The 17,968-nt window shown below is 68.8% G+C and carries 16 protein-coding genes; 9 read left to right on the forward strand and 7 right to left on the reverse strand.

The annotated features are described in order from the left end of the window. Window positions 1–106: 106 nt before the first annotated feature. Window positions 107–736, reverse strand: coding sequence for a lectin (locus PJ250_RS04515; RefSeq protein WP_271647353.1), 630 nt, complete (start codon window positions 734–736; stop codon window positions 107–109). Between the two features lie 164 nt (window positions 737–900). Here PJ250_RS04515 and PJ250_RS04520 point away from each other — a divergent pair, with 164 nt between their 5' ends. After that, window positions 901–1,449, forward strand: coding sequence for a hypothetical protein (locus PJ250_RS04520; RefSeq protein WP_271647354.1), 549 nt, complete (start codon window positions 901–903; stop codon window positions 1,447–1,449). On the opposite strand, the gene hmgA is transcribed toward PJ250_RS04520, so the two are convergent. Further along, on the reverse strand, window positions 1,421–2,719 hold the full coding sequence (hmgA, locus tag PJ250_RS04525; RefSeq protein WP_271647355.1) for a homogentisate 1,2-dioxygenase: 1,299 nt from the start codon (window positions 2,717–2,719) through the stop codon (window positions 1,421–1,423). The two genes, PJ250_RS04520 and hmgA, sit on opposite strands and share 29 nt — an antisense overlap. Before the next feature lie 71 nt (window positions 2,720–2,790). Beyond that, a complete protein-coding gene (hppD, locus tag PJ250_RS04530) occupies window positions 2,791–3,900 on the reverse strand; it encodes a 4-hydroxyphenylpyruvate dioxygenase (RefSeq protein ID WP_271647356.1) in 1,110 nt (369 codons plus the stop codon). A 78-nt stretch (window positions 3,901–3,978) separates the two neighbouring features. On the opposite strand from hppD, the gene PJ250_RS04535 reads away from it, so the two are divergent. After that, entirely contained in the window at window positions 3,979–4,521 is a 543-nt protein-coding gene (locus tag PJ250_RS04535; RefSeq protein ID WP_271647357.1) for a MarR family winged helix-turn-helix transcriptional regulator, read from the forward strand. 91 nt (window positions 4,522–4,612) lie between these two features. On the opposite strand, the gene PJ250_RS04540 is transcribed toward PJ250_RS04535, so the two are convergent. Further along, window positions 4,613–5,071, reverse strand: coding sequence for a DUF6265 family protein (locus PJ250_RS04540; protein ID WP_271647358.1), 459 nt, complete (start codon window positions 5,069–5,071; stop codon window positions 4,613–4,615). 92 nt (window positions 5,072–5,163) lie between these two features. Here PJ250_RS04540 and PJ250_RS04545 point away from each other — a divergent pair, with 92 nt between their 5' ends. Further along, a complete protein-coding gene (locus PJ250_RS04545; protein ID WP_271647359.1) occupies window positions 5,164–6,003 on the forward strand; it encodes a helix-turn-helix domain-containing protein in 840 nt (279 codons plus the stop codon). Window positions 6,004–6,072: 69 nt separating this feature from the next. Here PJ250_RS04545 and PJ250_RS04550 read toward each other — a convergent pair whose 3' ends face one another. Continuing rightward, window positions 6,073–7,593, reverse strand: coding sequence for a peptide MFS transporter (locus PJ250_RS04550; RefSeq protein WP_271647360.1), 1,521 nt, complete (start codon window positions 7,591–7,593; stop codon window positions 6,073–6,075). Between the two features lie 113 nt (window positions 7,594–7,706). Then, window positions 7,707–8,576, reverse strand: coding sequence for a tryptophan 2,3-dioxygenase (locus tag PJ250_RS04555; RefSeq protein WP_271647361.1), 870 nt, complete (start codon window positions 8,574–8,576; stop codon window positions 7,707–7,709). 179 nt (window positions 8,577–8,755) lie between these two features. Between PJ250_RS04555 and PJ250_RS04560 the strand changes: the two genes are divergently transcribed. The 5 genes from PJ250_RS04560 to PJ250_RS04580 all read left to right on the forward strand — a co-directional run bounded on the left by PJ250_RS04560 (window position 8,756) and on the right by PJ250_RS04580 (window position 16,588). Next, window positions 8,756–12,289, forward strand: a complete 3,534-nt coding sequence (locus tag PJ250_RS04560) for a Calx-beta domain-containing protein (protein ID WP_271647362.1) — start codon at window positions 8,756–8,758, stop codon at window positions 12,287–12,289. 176 nt (window positions 12,290–12,465) lie between these two features. Continuing rightward, a complete protein-coding gene (gene pdhA, locus PJ250_RS04565) occupies window positions 12,466–13,545 on the forward strand; it encodes a pyruvate dehydrogenase (acetyl-transferring) E1 component subunit alpha (RefSeq protein ID WP_271648526.1) in 1,080 nt (359 codons plus the stop codon). A gap of 46 nt (window positions 13,546–13,591) precedes the next feature. After that, entirely contained in the window at window positions 13,592–14,596 is a 1,005-nt protein-coding gene (locus tag PJ250_RS04570) for an alpha-ketoacid dehydrogenase subunit beta (protein WP_271648528.1), read from the forward strand. A 1-nt stretch (window position 14,597) separates the two neighbouring features. Beyond that, window positions 14,598–14,957: an SH3 domain-containing protein gene (locus PJ250_RS04575; RefSeq protein WP_271647363.1), complete on the forward strand. Its 360-nt coding sequence runs from the start codon at window positions 14,598–14,600 to the stop codon at window positions 14,955–14,957. Window positions 14,958–15,232: 275 nt separating this feature from the next. After that, complete coding sequence (locus PJ250_RS04580) at window positions 15,233–16,588, forward strand: dihydrolipoamide acetyltransferase family protein (RefSeq protein WP_271647364.1); 1,356 nt, start codon at window positions 15,233–15,235, stop codon at window positions 16,586–16,588. 88 nt (window positions 16,589–16,676) lie between these two features. Here the strand turns inward: PJ250_RS04580 and PJ250_RS04585 are convergent, their stop codons facing one another. Next, window positions 16,677–17,018: a DUF6172 family protein gene (locus PJ250_RS04585; protein WP_271647365.1), complete on the reverse strand. Its 342-nt coding sequence runs from the start codon at window positions 17,016–17,018 to the stop codon at window positions 16,677–16,679. Window positions 17,019–17,201: 183 nt separating this feature from the next. Here PJ250_RS04585 and PJ250_RS04590 point away from each other — a divergent pair, with 183 nt between their 5' ends. Then, window positions 17,202–17,960 (forward strand): SDR family NAD(P)-dependent oxidoreductase, encoded by a 759-nt coding sequence (locus PJ250_RS04590; protein WP_271647366.1) that lies wholly within the window; start codon window positions 17,202–17,204, stop codon window positions 17,958–17,960. Window positions 17,961–17,968: the final 8 nt, after the last annotated feature.

Raw genomic sequence — 17,968 nt, forward strand, 5'->3', positions numbered from 1 at the left:
CGATGATCCGGTCGAAAGGCAGCGGAGCAAGCTCCGCTCTACAAAGTGGGCGCGCCCCGAGCAGGAGAGACAATGGCCTTACAGACACACCCACCCACACTCCGCGCTACGCGCAGCCTTCCACGTAGTCGATCTGCGGTGGCAGGCCCACGCGCCAGCTGGTGACCTTGCCGTCGGCACCGGTCTCGAACACCAGCTTGTCTTTGCCCTGGCTGACGCTGAGGTACTTGCCGCCTTCCACGTACTTGTGCGGCATCGATGACAGCGCGTCGCCGTACAGCGCGCGCAGTTGGCCCTCGTCCATGCCGACCTTGCCGCCGCCGGGCGCGGTTTCCTTGCTGGTGGTGACGTCGTAGCGGACGAAGTGATCGTGTTCGATCATGAAGGCCACATCGGCCTTGTCGGTCGCCCACTTGGGCGTGAGCTGGTAGCAGGAACCACCTTCGGACGGGGTGCTGCTGTTGAGCTCTCCGCCCCAGGCCTGCCTGGCCTCCTCCACGGTGCTGCCCAGCTTGAGATCGCCATACCCCTGCCAGCCCGCCAGCTGGCTGGACGTCGGCTGGCCGCTGGCCTCACCCGGCTCGGGCAATGACGGCGGCAGCGAGGCCGGAGGGACGCTTGCGGCCGGCGCGGGCTCCTTGGAGGCGGCGGTGTCGGCCGGCGATGCATGGTCATCGGCCTTGCACGCGGACAGGGCCAGGACCAGGGCGGCGGTCAGGGGCAGCAGGGCTTTCATCAGGACACAGACTCCACGATCAGCAGAGCGTCCAGCCTAGTCACTGGCGGTGAATCGCGCGCGAACCGGGCCTTGCGCACACCTCGCACACCGCGCTGGTCGAGTGTCATGGCGGTTTCATCGGCACCGGCGAGCCTGCACCGGCCTCGACGCCGTGCCTCCCCATGCAGCCTCGCAAAACCGACCGGGCCCATGCCGCCCTGCAGACCCATCGCGCGGGCCTGGACATGCGCCAGCGCCGGATCCTGATCATGGCCGACGGCCGACGCACGCTGCCCGAGCTGGTGCAGTTGCTTGGGCCGCAGACCGAAGACCACATCGCCACCTTGATCCGGCAGGGCTATCTGGAGATCGCACAGGCGCACGCACCGCAGATCGCCAAGGCACTGGACCCTGCCCCGCGCGTCCATCGACGCTCCCTGATCGCCGCCCGCTTCTACCTGCAAGGCATCCTGGAGCTGCAGCGCGATCCGCGGGCCGAGGCACTCCACCGGCGGCTGCACGATGCGCCGGACGATGCGACGGTTCTGGAGGTGATGCGCGAAGCGGTATTACAGCTGCCAGCGATCACCTCGCCCGGCTACGCGCAGCGGGTACAGGCACGTCTGGCTGAGGCCGTCCCCGAACACTACGGCGACGCCTTGAAGGCTCCGCAGCCACCTGCAATCGCAGCCTCCGGATCGCTCAGCCAGGCGGCTGAAAGCGGCGGCTGAGCCCGGCCCAGCACTGCTGGTAGTCGCGTTGGCGGTGTGCGGCTTGCATCGCCTGGCGCGTCGGGCGCAGCACCGCGCGGGTCTCGAACATGAAGGCCATCGTGTCGCTGATCACGTCGGGCTTGGACAGGTCCGCATGTGAGGCCTTTTCGAACGTGGCCGCATCCGGCCCATGCCCGGTCATGCCGTTGTGCAACGACGCACCGCCCGGGGCGAAGCCCTCGGCCTTGGCGTCGTAGGCGCCGTGCACCAGGCCCATGAACTCGCTGGCCACGTTTCGGTGGAACCACGGCGGGCGGAAGGTGTCCTGCGCCACCAGCCAGCGCGGCGGAAAGATCACGAAGTCCAGGTTGGCCGTGCCCGGCGTGTCGCTGGGCGAGGTCAGCACGGTGAAGATCGACGGGTCGGGATGATCGAAGCTGATCGAGCCGATCGCATTGAAGCGGCGCAGGTCGTAGCGATACGGCGCCCCGTTGCCGTGCCAGGCCACGACATCCAGCGGACTGTGGCCGATGGACGCGCGCCACAGGTGGCCCTGGAACTTGGCGATCAACTCGAACTCGCCCTCGACGTCCTCGTAGGCGGCCACCGGCGTTTCGAAGTCACGCGGGTTGGCCAGGCCGTTGGAGCCGATCGGCCCCAGGTCGGGCAGGCGCAGTGGCGCGCCAAAGTTCTCGCAGACATAGCCGCGTGCCTGGCCGTCGGGCAGGGTCACCGCGAAACGCACGCCGCGCGGAATCACCGCGATCTGCTGCGGCTCGACCTCGATCACGCCGAACTCGGTGGCCAGCCGCAGCCGTCCTTGCTGCGGGACGATCAGCAGCTCGGCGTCGGCGTCGTAGAACCAGCGCCCGCGCATGTCGCGGTTGGCCGCGTACAAGTGAATGCCCACGCCGTGCTGCGCCTCGGCGGCGCCATTGCCGGCCATGGTCAGCAAGCCTTCGATGAAATCGGTGGGCGCCTCGGGCAGCGGCAGCGGCGACCAGCGCAACTGGTCCGGGCTGACCGGCCCCTGGCCGAAGCCGTTGTGGAAGTCCGGCGCTTGCTCGAACAGCGCGAAGCCGCCGTGCATCGCCGCCGGCCGGATCCGGTACAGCCAGCTGCGCCGGTTCTGCCCGCGCGGTGCGGTGAACGCGGTACCCGACAGCTGCTCGGCGTACAGCCCGAACGCCACCTGCTGCGGCGAATTCCGCCCCACCGGCAGCGCCCCGGCAATCGCCTCGCTGGCGAACTCGTTGCCGAAGCCGGTCATGTACTGCGTCGCACTCATGGACTCGCCTACCCTCTCGATCTCTCGCGACTCGCGAAAGCCCCTCTCATGCAGGGAGAGGGGCTCAAGCGCTACAGCACGCCGCGCCGCATCTGGTCGCGCTCGATGCTTTCGAACAGCGCCTTGAAGTTGCCTTCGCCGAAGCCGTCGTTGCCCTTGCGCTGGATGATCTCGAAAAAGATCGGACCGATTGCGTTCTGGGTGAAGATCTGCAGCAGCTTGCGCTTGCCGGTCTCCAGGTCGGCGTCGATCAGGATCTTGTTGCGCGCCAGGCGCTCGACGTCCTCGCCGTGTTCGGGGATGCGCTGGTCGATCACCTCGAAGTAGGTGTCCGGTGTGTCCAGGAAATCCACGCCCGCCGCGCGCATCTTCTCCACCGTGACATAGATGTCGTCGGTGAAGCAGGCGATGTGCTGGATGCCCTCGCCCCGGTAGGCGTCCAGGTATTCGTTGATCTGTGACTTGGGATCAGACGACTCGTTGAGCGGGATGCGCACCATGCCATCCGGCGCGGTCATCGCCTTGGACAGCAGGCCGGTCTTGGCGCCCTTGATGTCGAAGTAGCGGATCTCGCGGAAGTTGAACAGCCGCTCGTAGTAATCGGCCCACTGCGCCATGTTCCCCGGATAGAGGTTGTGGGTCAGGTGGTCGATGAAGGTCAGGCCGAAGCCGGTGGGCATGCGCTCCACCCCGGGCAGGAATTCATAGTCCGGATCATGGATGGTGCCGGTGCTGTCGTAGCGGTCGACGATGTACAGCATGCAGCCGCCGATGCCCTTGATCACCGGCGCGGCCACCGCCTTGGTCAGCTCGCGCGGGCCGATCTGCTCGGCACCGTTCTTCAGCGCCTGCACCCGCGCCCACTCGGCGAGCTTGTTGACCCGGATGGCGAAGCCGCAGGCGCTGGGCCCGTGCTCGGCGGCGAAATCGGCGGCAAACGAATCCGGATCCTCGTTGATCAGGAAGGTGCAGTCGTTCTGCCGGTAGGTGCTGATGGCGCGCGTCTTGTGCCGGGCCACCTGGGTGAACCCGAGCTTGCGGAAGTAATCGTGCAGCTGGCCACCCTGGCCGGCCGGGGCGGCGAACTCGACGAATTCGAAGCCGTCGATCCCCATTGGGTTGTCGAACGTGGCAACCTTCGCTTCCGTTCCGGGCGCGTGCGTGGAGGGCTGAGCGCTCATGGAATCTTCTCCCATCTTGCAAAGGAACTCGCGGCAGCATAGTTTCAATTGAAACAAGGCCGCACGCCGCAGCGCACCATGACCCAGCCAGACGCCTCCCTGCCCCCCGCCCAGCCGCTCACCCTGCAGCTGGAAACCTTCGTCCCCTACCAGCTGAGCGTGTTGTCCAACCGCGTCAGCCAGGCGATTTCCGCCGAGTACTACCGGCGCTTCGGCCTGGTGATGACCGAGTGGCGCACCATGTGCGTGCTGGCCCGCTATCCGGGCCTGTCGGCCGGCGAGGTGGCCGAGCAGACCGCCATGGACAAGGTGGCCGTCAGCCGCGCCGTGGCGCGCCTGCTGGAGCGCGAACTGGTCAGCCGCGACATCCACGGCGACGACCGCCGCCGCTCGGTGTTGGCCCTGTCGACCAAGGGCCAGGAACTGCACGACACCGTCGCTCCGCTGGTGCTGGAGTGCGAGCGTCGGCTGCTCTCGGTGCTCTCGCCCGAAGAGGTCGAGCAACTCCACGCCCTGATGGGACGCCTGGGCGGGGCAGGCATGGAACAGCTGTTGGACGGGCTGAAGGACACCCCGGTCAGCCCGGTGTCTTCGGCCGAGCGTCATCCGCCGCTTGGCTAAAGCCGCAGCGAATCCCACCACAACGCCGCGGTCTCCCGCGGCGTTGTCGTTCAGGGCCTCGCGCCGCCCGTCGTGGCAGGTGCAGGCCCGATCAAGGCGCGCAGCGGGTGTAGTCGAACGCGATGCGCATGGGCTTGCCCTCCTGGTCGGGCCCGGCGATCCAGGCGTGCAGGCGCTCGCCCTTGCTGCGGTACTCGATGGTGTTGGGGAAATCGTGCGCGGCATTGGCAAACCGGACCCAGCCCGGGCCGCTTGCCACCATGGGGAAGACGGTGGCCGCCTCGCCGTTGGGCAACACGTGCATGGCCGTGTGCGCACCGTCGCGCGCGATGCGCATGAACTCGAACGACTGCATCGCCTCGCCGCGGGTCGTGCGCGACATCCCGATCAACGCACCGCCCACCGGCGCCAGCCACGTCTCTTCGATGAGCTGCCCGGCGCGCGCCTCGCACCAGCGTCCGGCCAGCCAGCCCAGGTCGGGGGTGGCGCCCAGCGCCACGCCTGACCACATCGCCATCGCCGCACCCACCACCACCTTGGCCCTTCGCATCGTCGTCGCTCCATGTCAGGAGGCGCGACCATAGCGAGGTAACGGTCGTGGACGCTTGTAAAAACGCGCACGGCCCGGTTCGATGCAGGACCATGGACTACGCCGAATCCGCTCCGCCCCTCGCGCTGCGCCAGTACGTGCAATGCCTGTGGGAGCTCCGCGACGAATCGCCCGATCCGGCGATCCAGGCCGTCTATCCGGACGGGCGCTGCGAACTGCTGGCCGAACTCGGCGTGCCATTGCGCTTCCACGGGATGGACGGGCAGCTGCGCGCGGACCAGCCCTTCTGCTTCGCGGCCCAGCAACGCGGCCCCATCCGCCTGCAGGCGACCGGGCCCGTGCACTGCATCGGCGTGCGCCTGACGGCCTCCGCCAGCGGCCTGGTCGTGGGCAAGCGCCTGGGCGGCCTGCGTGACCAGGCGCCGGACCTGTACACGCTGGACGCCGTCTTCGCCACGCGCTTCGAATCCGCGATCCGCGCCGGCGTGCAGGCCGGTACGCAGCAGCCGCTCTGGGACCTGCTGCAGGTCCACTGCGCGGGCTTCACGGTGGATCCCCTGGCCGAGCGCGCCGCCGCGCTGCTGGATGCGGCCGAGGGCGATCTGCGCATGCGCGCGCTGGCCGATCAGCTGGGCGTGGCCATGCGCACCCTGCAGGGGCGCTTTCTCGCCGCCGTGGGACTGACGCCGAAGGAATACGCACGGGTGCGCCGCCTGCAGGGCCTGCTTCGCACGCTGGATGCCGCCGCCGCGCCCATCGCCGACGCGGCGGCGCGCCACGGCTACAGCGACCAGGCCCACGCCACCCACGATCTGGCGCGCCTGACCGGGATGACCCCGGCGCGGCTGGTCCGTGCGCTGACGGGCGACCGCAACGCGGCAGACGCGGCGCGGCTGGCGGCGGCCTTCGTGCGCGGACATGCCAGCACCTGAGCGCATCGGCCGCACCTGAAAACGCAAAACGGCGGCCGGAGCCGCCGCTGCGTGGACCGGATCCAGGTCCTACTTCACGCCATGCATCAGCTTGCTGACCAGCGGGGCGATCAGGAACAGCACCACGCCAAACGCGGTGAGGATCCAGAAGCCCATGGTGTAGGCGTGCTCGGCCGAGGCCACCGTCATGCCGCCCTCGCCGCTGACCAGGCCGGCGAAGATGCCCGACAGGTTGTTGCCGATGCCGGTGGACAGGAACCAGCCGCCCATGCCGAAGCCGACCAGGCGCACCGGGGCCAGCTTGGTCACCATCGACAGGCCGATCGGCGACAGGCACAGCTCGCCCACCGACTGCAGGACATAGACCATGAACAAGGTCCAGAACGGGATCTTGCCGGCATCGCTGACCAGCGTGGACAAGGCGAACATCAGCAGCAGGAAGGCCGAGCCGTTGAACAGCAGACCAAGGCCGAACTTGCGCGGGATCGAGGGGTTGATGCGCCCCATCTTGACCCACAGCCAGGCCAGCACCGGCGCCAGCACGATGATGGCCACCGAGTTGACCGACTGGAACCACGCCGTGGGGAAGGTCCAGCTGCCGAACTGGCGATTGACGATCTCGTCGGCCAGGAAGGTGAAGCTGCTGCCGGCCTGTTCGAAGAAGCACCAGAACAGCACGTTGAACAGGAAGATGATCAGCATCGCGATCACCCGGTCACGCTGCACCTTGCCCTCGCGGATGCCTTCCACCAGCAGCAGCACCGCCAACGCGATGAACATCACGCCCAGGATCCAGGCCAGAGCCTGCGCGCCGATGGCCAGCAGGAAATAGGCCACCGGGATTGCCACGATCGCGCCCAGGGCCACCAGCACGATGCGCATCGGGTTTTCAGCGCCCGGCGGCGGCGCGCCCACGCCATTGAGCGCCCCACGTCCGATCCAGAACCACGCCATGCTGATCAGCATGCCCACACCCGAGGCGATGAAGACCACCTTGTAAGCCGGGATCTCAGGGGTGCCGAAGACCTTGTCGGCCAGCCACCCGGTCAGCAGCGGGGCGACCATCGCGCCCAGGTTGATGCCCATATAGAAGATGGTGAAACCCGAGTCGCGACGTTCGTCGCGCTGGGTGTAGACCTTGCCCACCAGGGTGGAAATGATCGGCTTGAACAGGCCGTTGCCGATGATCACCGTGGCCAGGCCGATCTCGAACACGGTGTGATTGGGCACCGCCACCAGAAACAGGCCGGCGGCCATGACGGCCGCGCCCACCAGCACCGAGCGCTGGTAGCCCAGCAGCCGGTCGGCCACGTAGCCGCCAAAGATCGCCGCGGCGTACACCAGCGCCAGATAGGCACCGTAGGTGCGGCTGGCATCGCCCTGGCCCGAGGCTTCACCGCCGTAGAACTGGGCCACGATGTACAGGACCAGCGCCCAGCGCATGCCGTAAAAGGCAAAACGCTCCCAGAACTCGGTCATGAACAGCATCCACAGCGGACGCGGATGCCCCATCAGATCGCCGAAGGCGGGCGGATCGCCATTCATCGGTGGAACGGGTTCAAGCGTGGGCGACTTGGACTCGGCGGTCATGCGTCAGATTCCCCTTTGCAGCGTGCGTGGACAAAAAAACGTCCCGCCAAGGGGACGCGGCAGGATCACCGCTGCGGCCCCTTGGCGTCAAATGAAACCATTCCCGGCCGTGTTCAGCGCGCCGGTGGCGCCAGCCCCACCACCGTGCGCACTTGGAACAGCTCGGGGAAGAACTCCAGTTCCAGCGCCTGCTTGAGGAAGCCCACGCCCGACGAGCCGCCGGTGCCACGCTTGAAGCCGATCACCCGCATCACCGTGCGCATGTGGCGGAAGCGCCACAGCTGGAACTGGGTCTCCAGGTCCACCAGGTCCTCGCACAGCTGGTATTCGCGCCAGTAGCGGTCGGTGTCGGCATAGATGCGTTCGAACATCGGCAGCAGCGCTTCGTCGCGCACGTGCGCATGGCTGAAGTCGCGCTCCAGGTGCTCGCGCGGCACCGCATGGCCGAAGCGCGCCAGGTAGCGCAGGAATTCCTCGTACAGGCTGGGGGCCTCCAGCGCCCCGCGCAGGGCCTGCTGGCCGAACGGATCGTGGGCGAAGACCTTGAGCATGGCCGCGTTCTTGTTGCCCAGCATGAATTCGATCTGCCGGTACTGCAGCGACTGGAAGCCCGAGGACGGCCCCAGCACCTCGCGGAAGCCCATGTACTCCGACGGGGTCAGCGTCTCCAGCACCGACCACTGTTCGGTGAGCTGGCGCAGCACCTGCTTGGTCCGCGCCAGCACCTTTCGGGTCTGCCAGACCTCGTCGCGCTGCAGGTGGCCGATGGCGGCGCTGAGCTCGTGGATCATCAGCTTCATCCACAGCTCGGAGACCTGGTGCTGGACGATGAACAGCATCTCGTCGTGGTGCGCCGGTGAGGTCAGCGGCTGCTGCGCGGCCAGCAGCAGGTCCAGCCGCAGGTAGCCGCCATAGGTGGTGCGGCCGGCCAGGTCGGTGTGAATGCCGTCTTCCAGCGGCCGCTCGTTGTCTTGGATCTGCATCGAAACCGCCAGCTGCGGAGGGGTCCGGCATGGTAGCCGGTCGCGCGCGGACCCACGCCGCGGGATGGCGCACACGCCATCTGTGACCTGTCATGCAATTTACTCAGGATTCGTTCATAGTCGAAAATCGCGCTGCGGACAGTGGCGCATCCCCCGGAAAACGCGATGGAGAAGCTTCGATGACGTCACGGTTGGCGCGCCTGGCGGCGCTAGCGGTATTGGGAATGGCCGGCGCGAGCGGCGCGCAGGCACAGGTGGTGATCAGTCAGGTCTACGGCGGCGGCGGCAACAGCGGCGCGAGCTGGACCAACGACTTCATCGAACTGCACAACACCGGCACCGACCCGGTGGACCTTTCCAGCTACAGCGTCCAGTACGCCAGCTCCAGCGGCAGCAGCTGGCAGGTGACCCCGCTGAGCGGCAGCATCGCGCCGGGTGGCTACTACCTGGTGCAGGAAAGCGCCGGCTCCGGCGGCACCACCGCCCTGCCCGCTCCGGATGCAACCGGCTCGATCTCCATGTCCGGCAGCAACGGCAAGGTGCTGCTGGCGTCCAGCCAGTCGGCGTTCTCCGGCGCCTGCCCGACCGGCTACGTGGACCTGGTCGGCTACGGCTCGGCCGGCTGCTACGAGGGCAGCGGCGCCACGCCCGCACTGAGCAACACCACCGCGGCCCTGCGCGCGGGCGAAGGCTGCACCGATACCAACGACAACGCGGCCGACTTCTCCACCGGTGCGCCGGCACCGCGCAACGGCGCCACGGCCGGCGCCGTGTGCGGCGCCAGCGGCACGCCGCTGCTGTCCATCGCCGATGCCTCGGGCGACGAGGGCGCAGGTCCGCTGAGCTTCACCCTCACCCTCACCCAGCCCGCACCGGCGGGCGGCATCAGCGTGAGCTGGAGCACCGCCGATGGCACCGCCACGGCCGGTAGCGACTACGTGGCCGCCGCCGGCACGGTGAGCCTGGCCGAGGGCCAGACCAGCGCCACGGTCACCGTGGACCTCGTCGACGACAGCGTCACCGAATCGGACGAGACCTTCACCGTCACCCTGTCCGATCTGGTCGGCGCGGCATTGCTGGGCAACGCGACCGCCACCGGCACCATCGTCAACGACGACATCTCCCTGACCGCCATCCACGACATCCAGGGCAGTGGGATCCAGTCGCCCATCGCCGGCTCGCTGGTCTACACCACCGGCGTGGTCACTGGGGTCAAGGGCGCGGGCTTCTGGATGCAGACCCCGGACGCCGAGGCCGACAGCAACCCGGCCACCTCGGAGGGTGTCTACGTCTATACCGGCTCGACCCCGCCGGCCGCCGTGGCGGTGGGCAACCTGGTGCGCGTTTCGGGCACCGTGCAGGAATACGTGCCCAGCGCCGATCCCTACCAGCGTCCGCTGACCGAGATCAGCGGTAGCCCCTCGGTCACCCTGCTGTCCAGCGGCCAGCCGCTGCCCGCCCCGGTGGTGCTGACCGCCGACATGCTCACCCCCACCGGCGGCCTGGACCAGCTCGAGCGCTATGAAGGCATGCGCGTCACCGCCGCCAGCCTGCGCGTGGTCGGCCCCACCGGCGGCTACACCAACGAGAGCAGCGCCACCGGCACCAGCGACGGCCTGTTCTACGCCGTGCTGGGCGACACGCCACGCCCGTTCCGCGAACCGGGGATCGAGGCCCCCACCCCGGTGTCCGGCGAGATCCCGCAGTGGGACGGCAACCCGGAAATCCTCACCGTCGACAGCGACACCCTGGGCGGCGCGAGCACCGCGCTGGACCTGTCCACCGGCGCGATCGTCACCGGCATGACCGGCCCGCTGGACTACAGCTACCGCCACTACGTGCTGGTGCGCGACCCGGCCGTGGCCATCGAGACCACACCGGGCGTGACCCCGCAGCCGGCGCGCGCGCCGAGCGCCGACGAGTTCACCGTCGCCGGCTACAACATGGAGCGCTTCTTCGACACCACCGCCGATGGCAACAGCGCGCCGACCCTGACTGCCGCGGCCTTCGCCATGCGCCTGTCCAAGGCCTCGGTGGCGATCCGCGACTACCTCAACCTGCCCGACATCCTGGCCGTGGTGGAGATGGAGAACCTCTCCACCCTGCAGCAGGTCGCCGACAAGGTGAATGCCGATGCGGTGGCCGAAGGCCTGGCCGACCCGCAATACGTGCCCTACCTGCAGGAGGGCAATGACGTGGGTGGCATCGACGTGGGCTTCCTGGTCAAGACCGCCACGGTCGGCGCCAGTGTCGCCCGCGTGGAGGTCACCGGCGTGACCCAGTACGGCAAGGACACCACCTGGACCGAGCCGTCGGGCAATACCAGCCTGCTCAACGATCGTCCGCCGCTGGCCCTGGACGCGGTGGTGCACTGGGGTGACGGGCGCACCTTCCCCATCACGGTGATCGCCGTGCACCAGCGCTCGCTCAATGGCGCCGACACGCTCGACGCCGCCGGCGACCGCGTGCGTGCCAAGCGCCAGGCGCAGGCCGAGTTCCTGGCCAACCTGATCCAGGGCATGCAGACCGACGACCCGGACCGCCGCATCACCGTGCTGGGCGACTTCAACGCCTTCCAGTTCAACGATGGCTATGTCGATGCGATCAACACTATCCTGGGCACGCCGACGCCGGACGCACAGACCCTGATCGCCGGCGATGGCGCCGACCTGGTCAACCCGGACCTGACCAACCTGGGTGAACTGCTGCCGGAGGGCCAGAACTATTCGTTCACCTACGACGGCAGCGCCCAGACCCTGGACCACGTGCTGGTCAACGACGCCCTGGTGCTGGCCACCACGGCCTTCGGCATGGACCACGCCCGCATCAACGCCGACTTCCCCGAAGTGGCACGCAACGATGCGACCTCGCCGGCCCGCCTGTCCGACCATGATCCGGTGGTGGCCTACTTCGCCCTGGCGCCCAAGGCCGACCTGGCGGTGACCGCCAGCGCCAGCCCGGCCAGCGTGGTCGCCGGCCAGGTCCTGGGCTACACCGCCACGGTCAGCAACAACGGGCCGGAGGCGGCCGATGCCCCGGGCGTGGGCTTCTCCCTTGCCGGCGAACTGCCGGACATGGCGGTGACCCCGGCCGGTGGCTGGACCTGTGACACGGCCCAGGTGGCCGACGGCATGACCTCGGTGGCCTGCAACAGTGCCTCGCTGGCCAATGGCGACAGCGCCAGCTTCAGCGTCAGCGCCACCTCGCTGGCAACGCAGGCCGGCGGGACGGCGACCCTGGCCGTGGCGGCGACCTCGCAGACCTTCGACCCGGTCGTGGACAACAACCAGGCGGTCGCCACCACCGAGGTGACGGTTCCGAACACCGCCGACCTGGCGGTCTCCATCGCTGGCCCGTCCTCGATCAAGGCCATCCAGCTCTACGCCCGCTACGTGGTGACCCTGAGCAACGTCGGCCAGTCCGCGCGCAAGCCGGAGGTGCTGATCGACGGCAACACCATGACCGCGCTGTCGCTGCTCGACACGCCGTCTGGCTGGAACTGCATGCGCCAGGGCAGCCTGCGCGAGAGTCGCTTCCGCTGCAAAGGCTCCAAGACCCTGGCGACCGGCGCCTCGGTGAAGTTCCCGATCTGGGTAACCACCGGGACGGCACGCCGCGGCAGCACGGTGCAGGTCGGCGCCGAAGCGTCCACCGCCTCGCCCGAAGCCAACACGGCCAACAACACGGCCACCTTCTCCACCGCCGTGCGGTAATTACCGACAAAACGTCCGTTGCACCCGCGCGGCCCCGCAAAGGGGCCGCGCTTTTTTTGTCAATCACGACACATTAAAAAACGCTTGCTGCTGCGTTGCGGGAAGGCAAAGCGCTCCTGGGTCATTAACATGGCGGGGCTATGATGAAGTCCTCTTTGCGCAACACCGACGATGCCATGACCCTGGCAGCCAGTTTCCAGATCGAATACCTGCAATACCTCAACCCGGACGGCACCTCCAACGGGCGGCCCCTGCCCGAACTGGCCAAGGACACCGGCCGGCTGGTTGAACTGTTCAAGCAGATGCTGTTCGTCCGCGTCTTCGACACCAAGTCCATCGCCCTGCAGCGCACTGGCAAGCTGGGCACTTATGCCTCGTGCCTGGGCCACGAGGCCACGCACGTGGGCATCGGCGCGGCGATGCGGCCGGAAGATGTCTTCGCGCCCAGCTATCGCGAGTACGGCGCGCAGTTCATGCGTGGGGTGAAGCCGCGCGAGGTGCTGCTGTACTGGGGCGGTGACGAGCGCGGCAACGACTTCGAGGTGCCGCGCAACGATTTCTCCTGGTCGGTGCCGATCTCCACCCAGTGCCTGCATGCGGCCGGCGCGGCCCTGGCGTTCAAGCTGCGCGGCGAAGACCGGGTGGCGGTGAGCACCTGCGGCGACGGGGGCTCGTCCAAGACCGATTTCTATGCCGCGCTCAACTCGGCCGGCGCCTACCAGTTGCCGCTGATCCTGGGCGTGGTCAACAACGGCTGGGCCATCTCGGTGCCGCGTTCGGCGCAGACCGGCGCGCAGACCCTGGCCCAGAAGGGCCTGGCCGGCGGCCTGTTCTGCCTGCAGGTGGACGGCAACGACCTGATCGCCGTGCTCGACGCGATGGATCAGGCCATGCAGCGCGCGCGTAGCGGCCAGGGCGGCACGGTACTGGAATTCGTCACCTATCGCCTGTCCGACCACACCACCGCCGACGATGCGCGCCGCTACCGCGACGATGCCGAAGTGAAGGCCGCCTGGGAGCGAGACCCCATCCCGCGCATGCGCACGTGGCTGACCGCGCAGGGCCTGTGGAGCGAGGAACAGGAAGCCGCCTGGAAGACCGAATGCGGCCAGCGCATCGACGAGGAGGTCAACGCCTACCTGGCCACGCCGGTGCAACCGGTCGAAGCGATGTTCGACTACCTCTACGCCGATCCGCCACCGGAGCTGCTCCGGCAGCGCGACGAGGCCATTGCCCGGGAGCAGCGCCATGGATGACCACAAGCCCGCGCCGGCACACGAGGCCGTCGGCGAAGCGCACGCCATGCCCGCGACCGAAACCCCGACCGCCGCGCCGATCACCCTGATCGAAGCCATCACCCAGGCGCTGGCCTGGGAGATCTCGCACGATCCGACCGTGGTCGTGCTGGGCGAGGATGTGGGCGTCAACGGCGGCGTGTTCCGCGCCACCGCCGGCCTGCAGAAGCGCTTCGGCCCCCAGCGCGTGCTGGATACGCCGCTGGACGAGACCACCATCGCCGGCCTGACCGTCGGCATGGCCGCGCAAGGCATGAAGCCCATCGCCGAGGCCCAGTTCGACGGCTTCGTCTATCCGATGGTCGACCACCTGGTCTGCCACGCCGCGCGCCTGCGCTATCGCACGCGTGGCCGCCTGACCTGCCCGATGGTGCTGCGCGTGCCGTGGGGCGGTGGCATCCGCGCGCCGGAGCATCACTCCGAGGCCAACGAATCGATCTTCACCAACGTGCCCGGCCTGCGCGTGGTGATGCCGTCTTCGCCGCAGCGCGCCTATGGCCTACTTTTGGCGGCGATCCGCGAGCCGGATCCGGTGATTTACATGGAGCCCAAGCGCATCTATCGCCAGTACAAGGAACGGGTGCCCGATGACGGCGAGGCGCTGCCGCTGGACGTGTGCTTCGTCTTGCGTGACGGCAGCGACGTGACCCTGGTGAGCTGGGGCGCGCAGGTCAAGGAAGCCCTGGAAGCCGCCGACGCGCTGGCCGCCGAGGGCATCAGCGCCGAGGTCATCGACGTGGCCACGCTGACCCCGCTGGACTTCAACACCATCGCCGAATCGGTGGCAAAGACCGGGCGCTGCGTGATCGTGCACGAGGCCCCGCGTACGGCGGGTTTCGGCGCGGAGATCGCCGCGCGCCTGGCCGAGGAATGCATGTACGACCTGCTGGCGCCGGTCGAACGCGTCACCGGCCCGGACACGCACATGCCGCTGTTCCGGTTGGAAATGAAGTACATGCCCAGCGCGCAGCGCGTGGTCGACGCGGCCAAGCGCACGCTTGCACGGGGCTGAGATGCCACGTGCGCGCGTGATCGCCCGGCATCGCGCACCCGACCGCGAGGCGGTGCGCGTGGCCCAGGGCGAAACCGTGATCCTGGGCGACCACGACCACGAATGGCCCGACTTCGTCTGGGCCACGCTGGCCCAGGGCCTGGGCGGCTGGATGCCGGCCAACGTGTTTCGCATCGACGATGCCGGCATCGCCACCGCGCAGCAGGCGTACGACACGCGCGAACTGGAGGCCGACCCGGGCGATGTGATCACGCTGGAGCGCGAACACGCCGGCTGGTGGTGGGCGCACGATGCACAGGGACGCAGCGGCTGGATTCCCGCGCGTTCGATCGAACTCATTCAAGAGAATGGGTCCTGCTGATGCGATGGGGACCTGCCACGCCGCACTTGAGTGCGCGTGGAGCAAGGAAGAACGAAGGAATTTATGCCGATCAATGACCGAGTGATGACGCCGCACCGCGCGCACTCAAGCGCGGCCCTCCGGGTTGCCGTGTCCGGCCGCCAGCCGGCCGCGCGCGGCTTGGACAGGCAACCAGCCTCGGGCGAACCGTGGTTCGCCCACTACGCTTCGCACAACCACCTGGCGGCCGGACACGACAACGTGGCTGGTCCCCGTCACATCAGCAGGACCCAACCATGAGCGAAAGCAAGACCTTCCACCTCCCCGACCTGGGCGAGGGCCTGCCCGATGCCACCATCGTGGAGTGGTTCGTGAAAGAAGGCGACGTGGTGCGCCTGGACGAACCGCTGGTGTCGATGGAGACGGCCAAGGCCGTGGTCGAAGTGCCTTCGCCGGTCTCGGGCAAGGTGCTCAAGCTGGCCGGCGCCGCTGGCGAGGTGGTGGTGACCGGCGCGATGCTGGCCCAGTTCGCGCCCGACCCCAGCCTGCCGCAGCGCGCGGAAGGCCAGGACACCGGCCATCACCACGGTCAGCCGAAGGCGGCCGCGCCGGCCAAGCCCGCGCCCGCGCCGACGCCCGCCGTGGAGAGCTTCGACCACGAGCGCGACGACGCCGGTACGGTGGTTGGCGCGATGCAGTCCTCCGATGCGGTGCAGAGCGAGTCCGCCGTCGCCGTGGGCGGGGTCAAGGCGATGCCGGCGGTGCGCGCGATGGCGCGCAAGCTGGGTGTGGACCTGACCCGCGTGCGCGCCACCGGCGCCGAGGGCGTGGTGACCATGGCCGACGTGAAGCAGGCCGCGGCCGACGGCTCGGCCAAAGTCGGTCGCGGCCCGGCCGCACCCGCCGCCAGGCCCGCGTCCTCCCCGGCCCCCGTTTCGGCACCCGACCGCGCGCGCACCGCCGTGTCGGCCAGCGGCAAGCCGATGCGCACCTCGCCTCCGGGCAGCAGCGCCAGCGGCCAGCCCGAGCCGCTCAAGGGCGTGCGTCGCAACATGGCCCGGGTCATGGCCGATGCCCACGCGCAGGTGGTGGCGACCACGCTCAACGACGATGCCGACATCCAGGCCTGGTCGCCAGGCAATGACCTCACCGCGCGCCTGGTGCGCGGCATCGTCGCCGCCTGTCGTGCGGTGCCGGCGATGAACGCCTGGTTCGACGGCCAGGCGCTGACCCGCACCCTGCACCCGCACGTGGACGTGGGCATCGCGGTGGACACCGACGATGGCCTGTTCGTGCCCGCCCTGCGCAATGCCGACATCCTGGATGCACGCGGCGTGCGCGAGGGCGTCAACCGCCTGCGCACCCAGGTGCAGGAGCGCTCGATCCCGGCCAGCGAGCTGACCGGCTACACCATCTCGCTGTCCAACTTCGGCATGTTCGCCGGTCGCTATGCCACGCCGATCGTGGTGCCGCCGTGCGTGACCATCGTCGCCGCCGGGCGCGCGCGCTTCCAGATGACGCCGGTGATGGGCGGCTTCGAATCGCACAAGGTCATCCCGCTGTCGGTGACCTTCGACCATCGCGCCTGCACCGGCGGCGAGGCCGCACGCTTCCTGCGCGTACTGATCGACGACCTGGCGCTGGCCGACTGACGCGGCCCGCCCACTTAGCCGGCCGCACGACGACGCCGGCCACAAGGCCGGCGTCGTCGCTTCAGGCGGGGCCGCGCTGCGCGGCCGCTCAGTCGGCGTCGTCGAACTCCATTTCGCCCGAGGCCGTCCGCGGCGCCGCGGGTGCGGGCGGCGCATGGCGCATGTCCGCGCGGCGCACGACCTCGACGTAGAACTGGGTGCCGCCCTGCGCGACCCACGTATCGATCGCGCGAATCAGTTCACCGGAGGAGACGTCCCGGGCGCTGGCTTCGTCGGCACCGAAGCGCGCATCGAAGCGCCACACTTCCATTCCCGCGGGCAACGGCTTGCGCTGCTCGCGCGCGATGTACTTGCGGATCTCGTGCTTGCTGGCCTCCAGCAGGCGATCCGGATGCTTGCCTTCGAGATTGAGCTGGTAGGTCTTGCGCATGACGTTGGCCTGGAACACGGCCGTGCATTGTGAGGCCGTCCGCCGCTGGGCGCGACTGTGGGGGACTTGGTGGGAGCTGCCATGGCAGCGAAGGGCGCTCCCGGGAAAGCGTCATCGCCGCCGTGGCAGCTCCCACGGAAGGCTTGGCCGATAATTGGGGCCTTCCCCCCTTGGAGCAACCAGATGCCCGAATCCCGCCTGCACGACCTGCGCATCCTGGTAGCCGGAGGCAGCCGCGGCATTGGCCTGGCCATGGCCGATGCCTTCGCCCGCGAGGGGGCGCACGTGTCGATCTGTGCCCGCAGCGAAGGGCCGCTGCGCGAGGCCGTGGCCCGCCTCAGCGGCCACGGCCGCGCCGTCCACGCCCTGCCCTGCGACCTGTCCGATCCGGACCAGATCCACGCCTGGGTGGAGGCAGCCGCCACGGCGCTGGGCGGCATCGACGTGGTGGTCAACAACGCCTCCGGCTATGGCAACGGCAGCGACGATGCCAGCTGGGCCGCCGGCTTCGACGTGGACCTGATGGCCGCCGTGCGCACCAACCGCGCCGCCCTGCCGCACCTGCGCCGCAGTGCCGCGCCGGCCATTCTCAACATCTCCTCGATCAACGGCACGGTGCCCACCCCGCGTGCGGCCGCCTACTCCACCGCCAAGGCCGCGCTGAACTACTACACCGTGACCCTGGCCACCGAGCTGGCGCGCGAAAAGATCCGGGTCAACGCCCTCGCGCCGGGCTCCATCGAGTTTCCCGACGGTCTATGGGACCAGCGCAGGAGCACCGAGCCGGCGTTGTACGCGCGCATCCGAGACAGCATCCCGTTCGGTGCGTTCGGCACGGTGGAAGACGTGGCCGAGGCCGCGGTGTTCCTGGTCTCGCCCGCGGCGCGTTGGATCACCGGCCAGGTCCTGGCGGTGGATGGCGGGCAGTCGCTGGGCGCCTGAGGCCGCCA

The organism is Pseudoxanthomonas sp. JBR18, from assembly GCF_028198165.1.
Lineage (GTDB): Bacteria > Pseudomonadota > Gammaproteobacteria > Xanthomonadales > Xanthomonadaceae > Pseudoxanthomonas_A.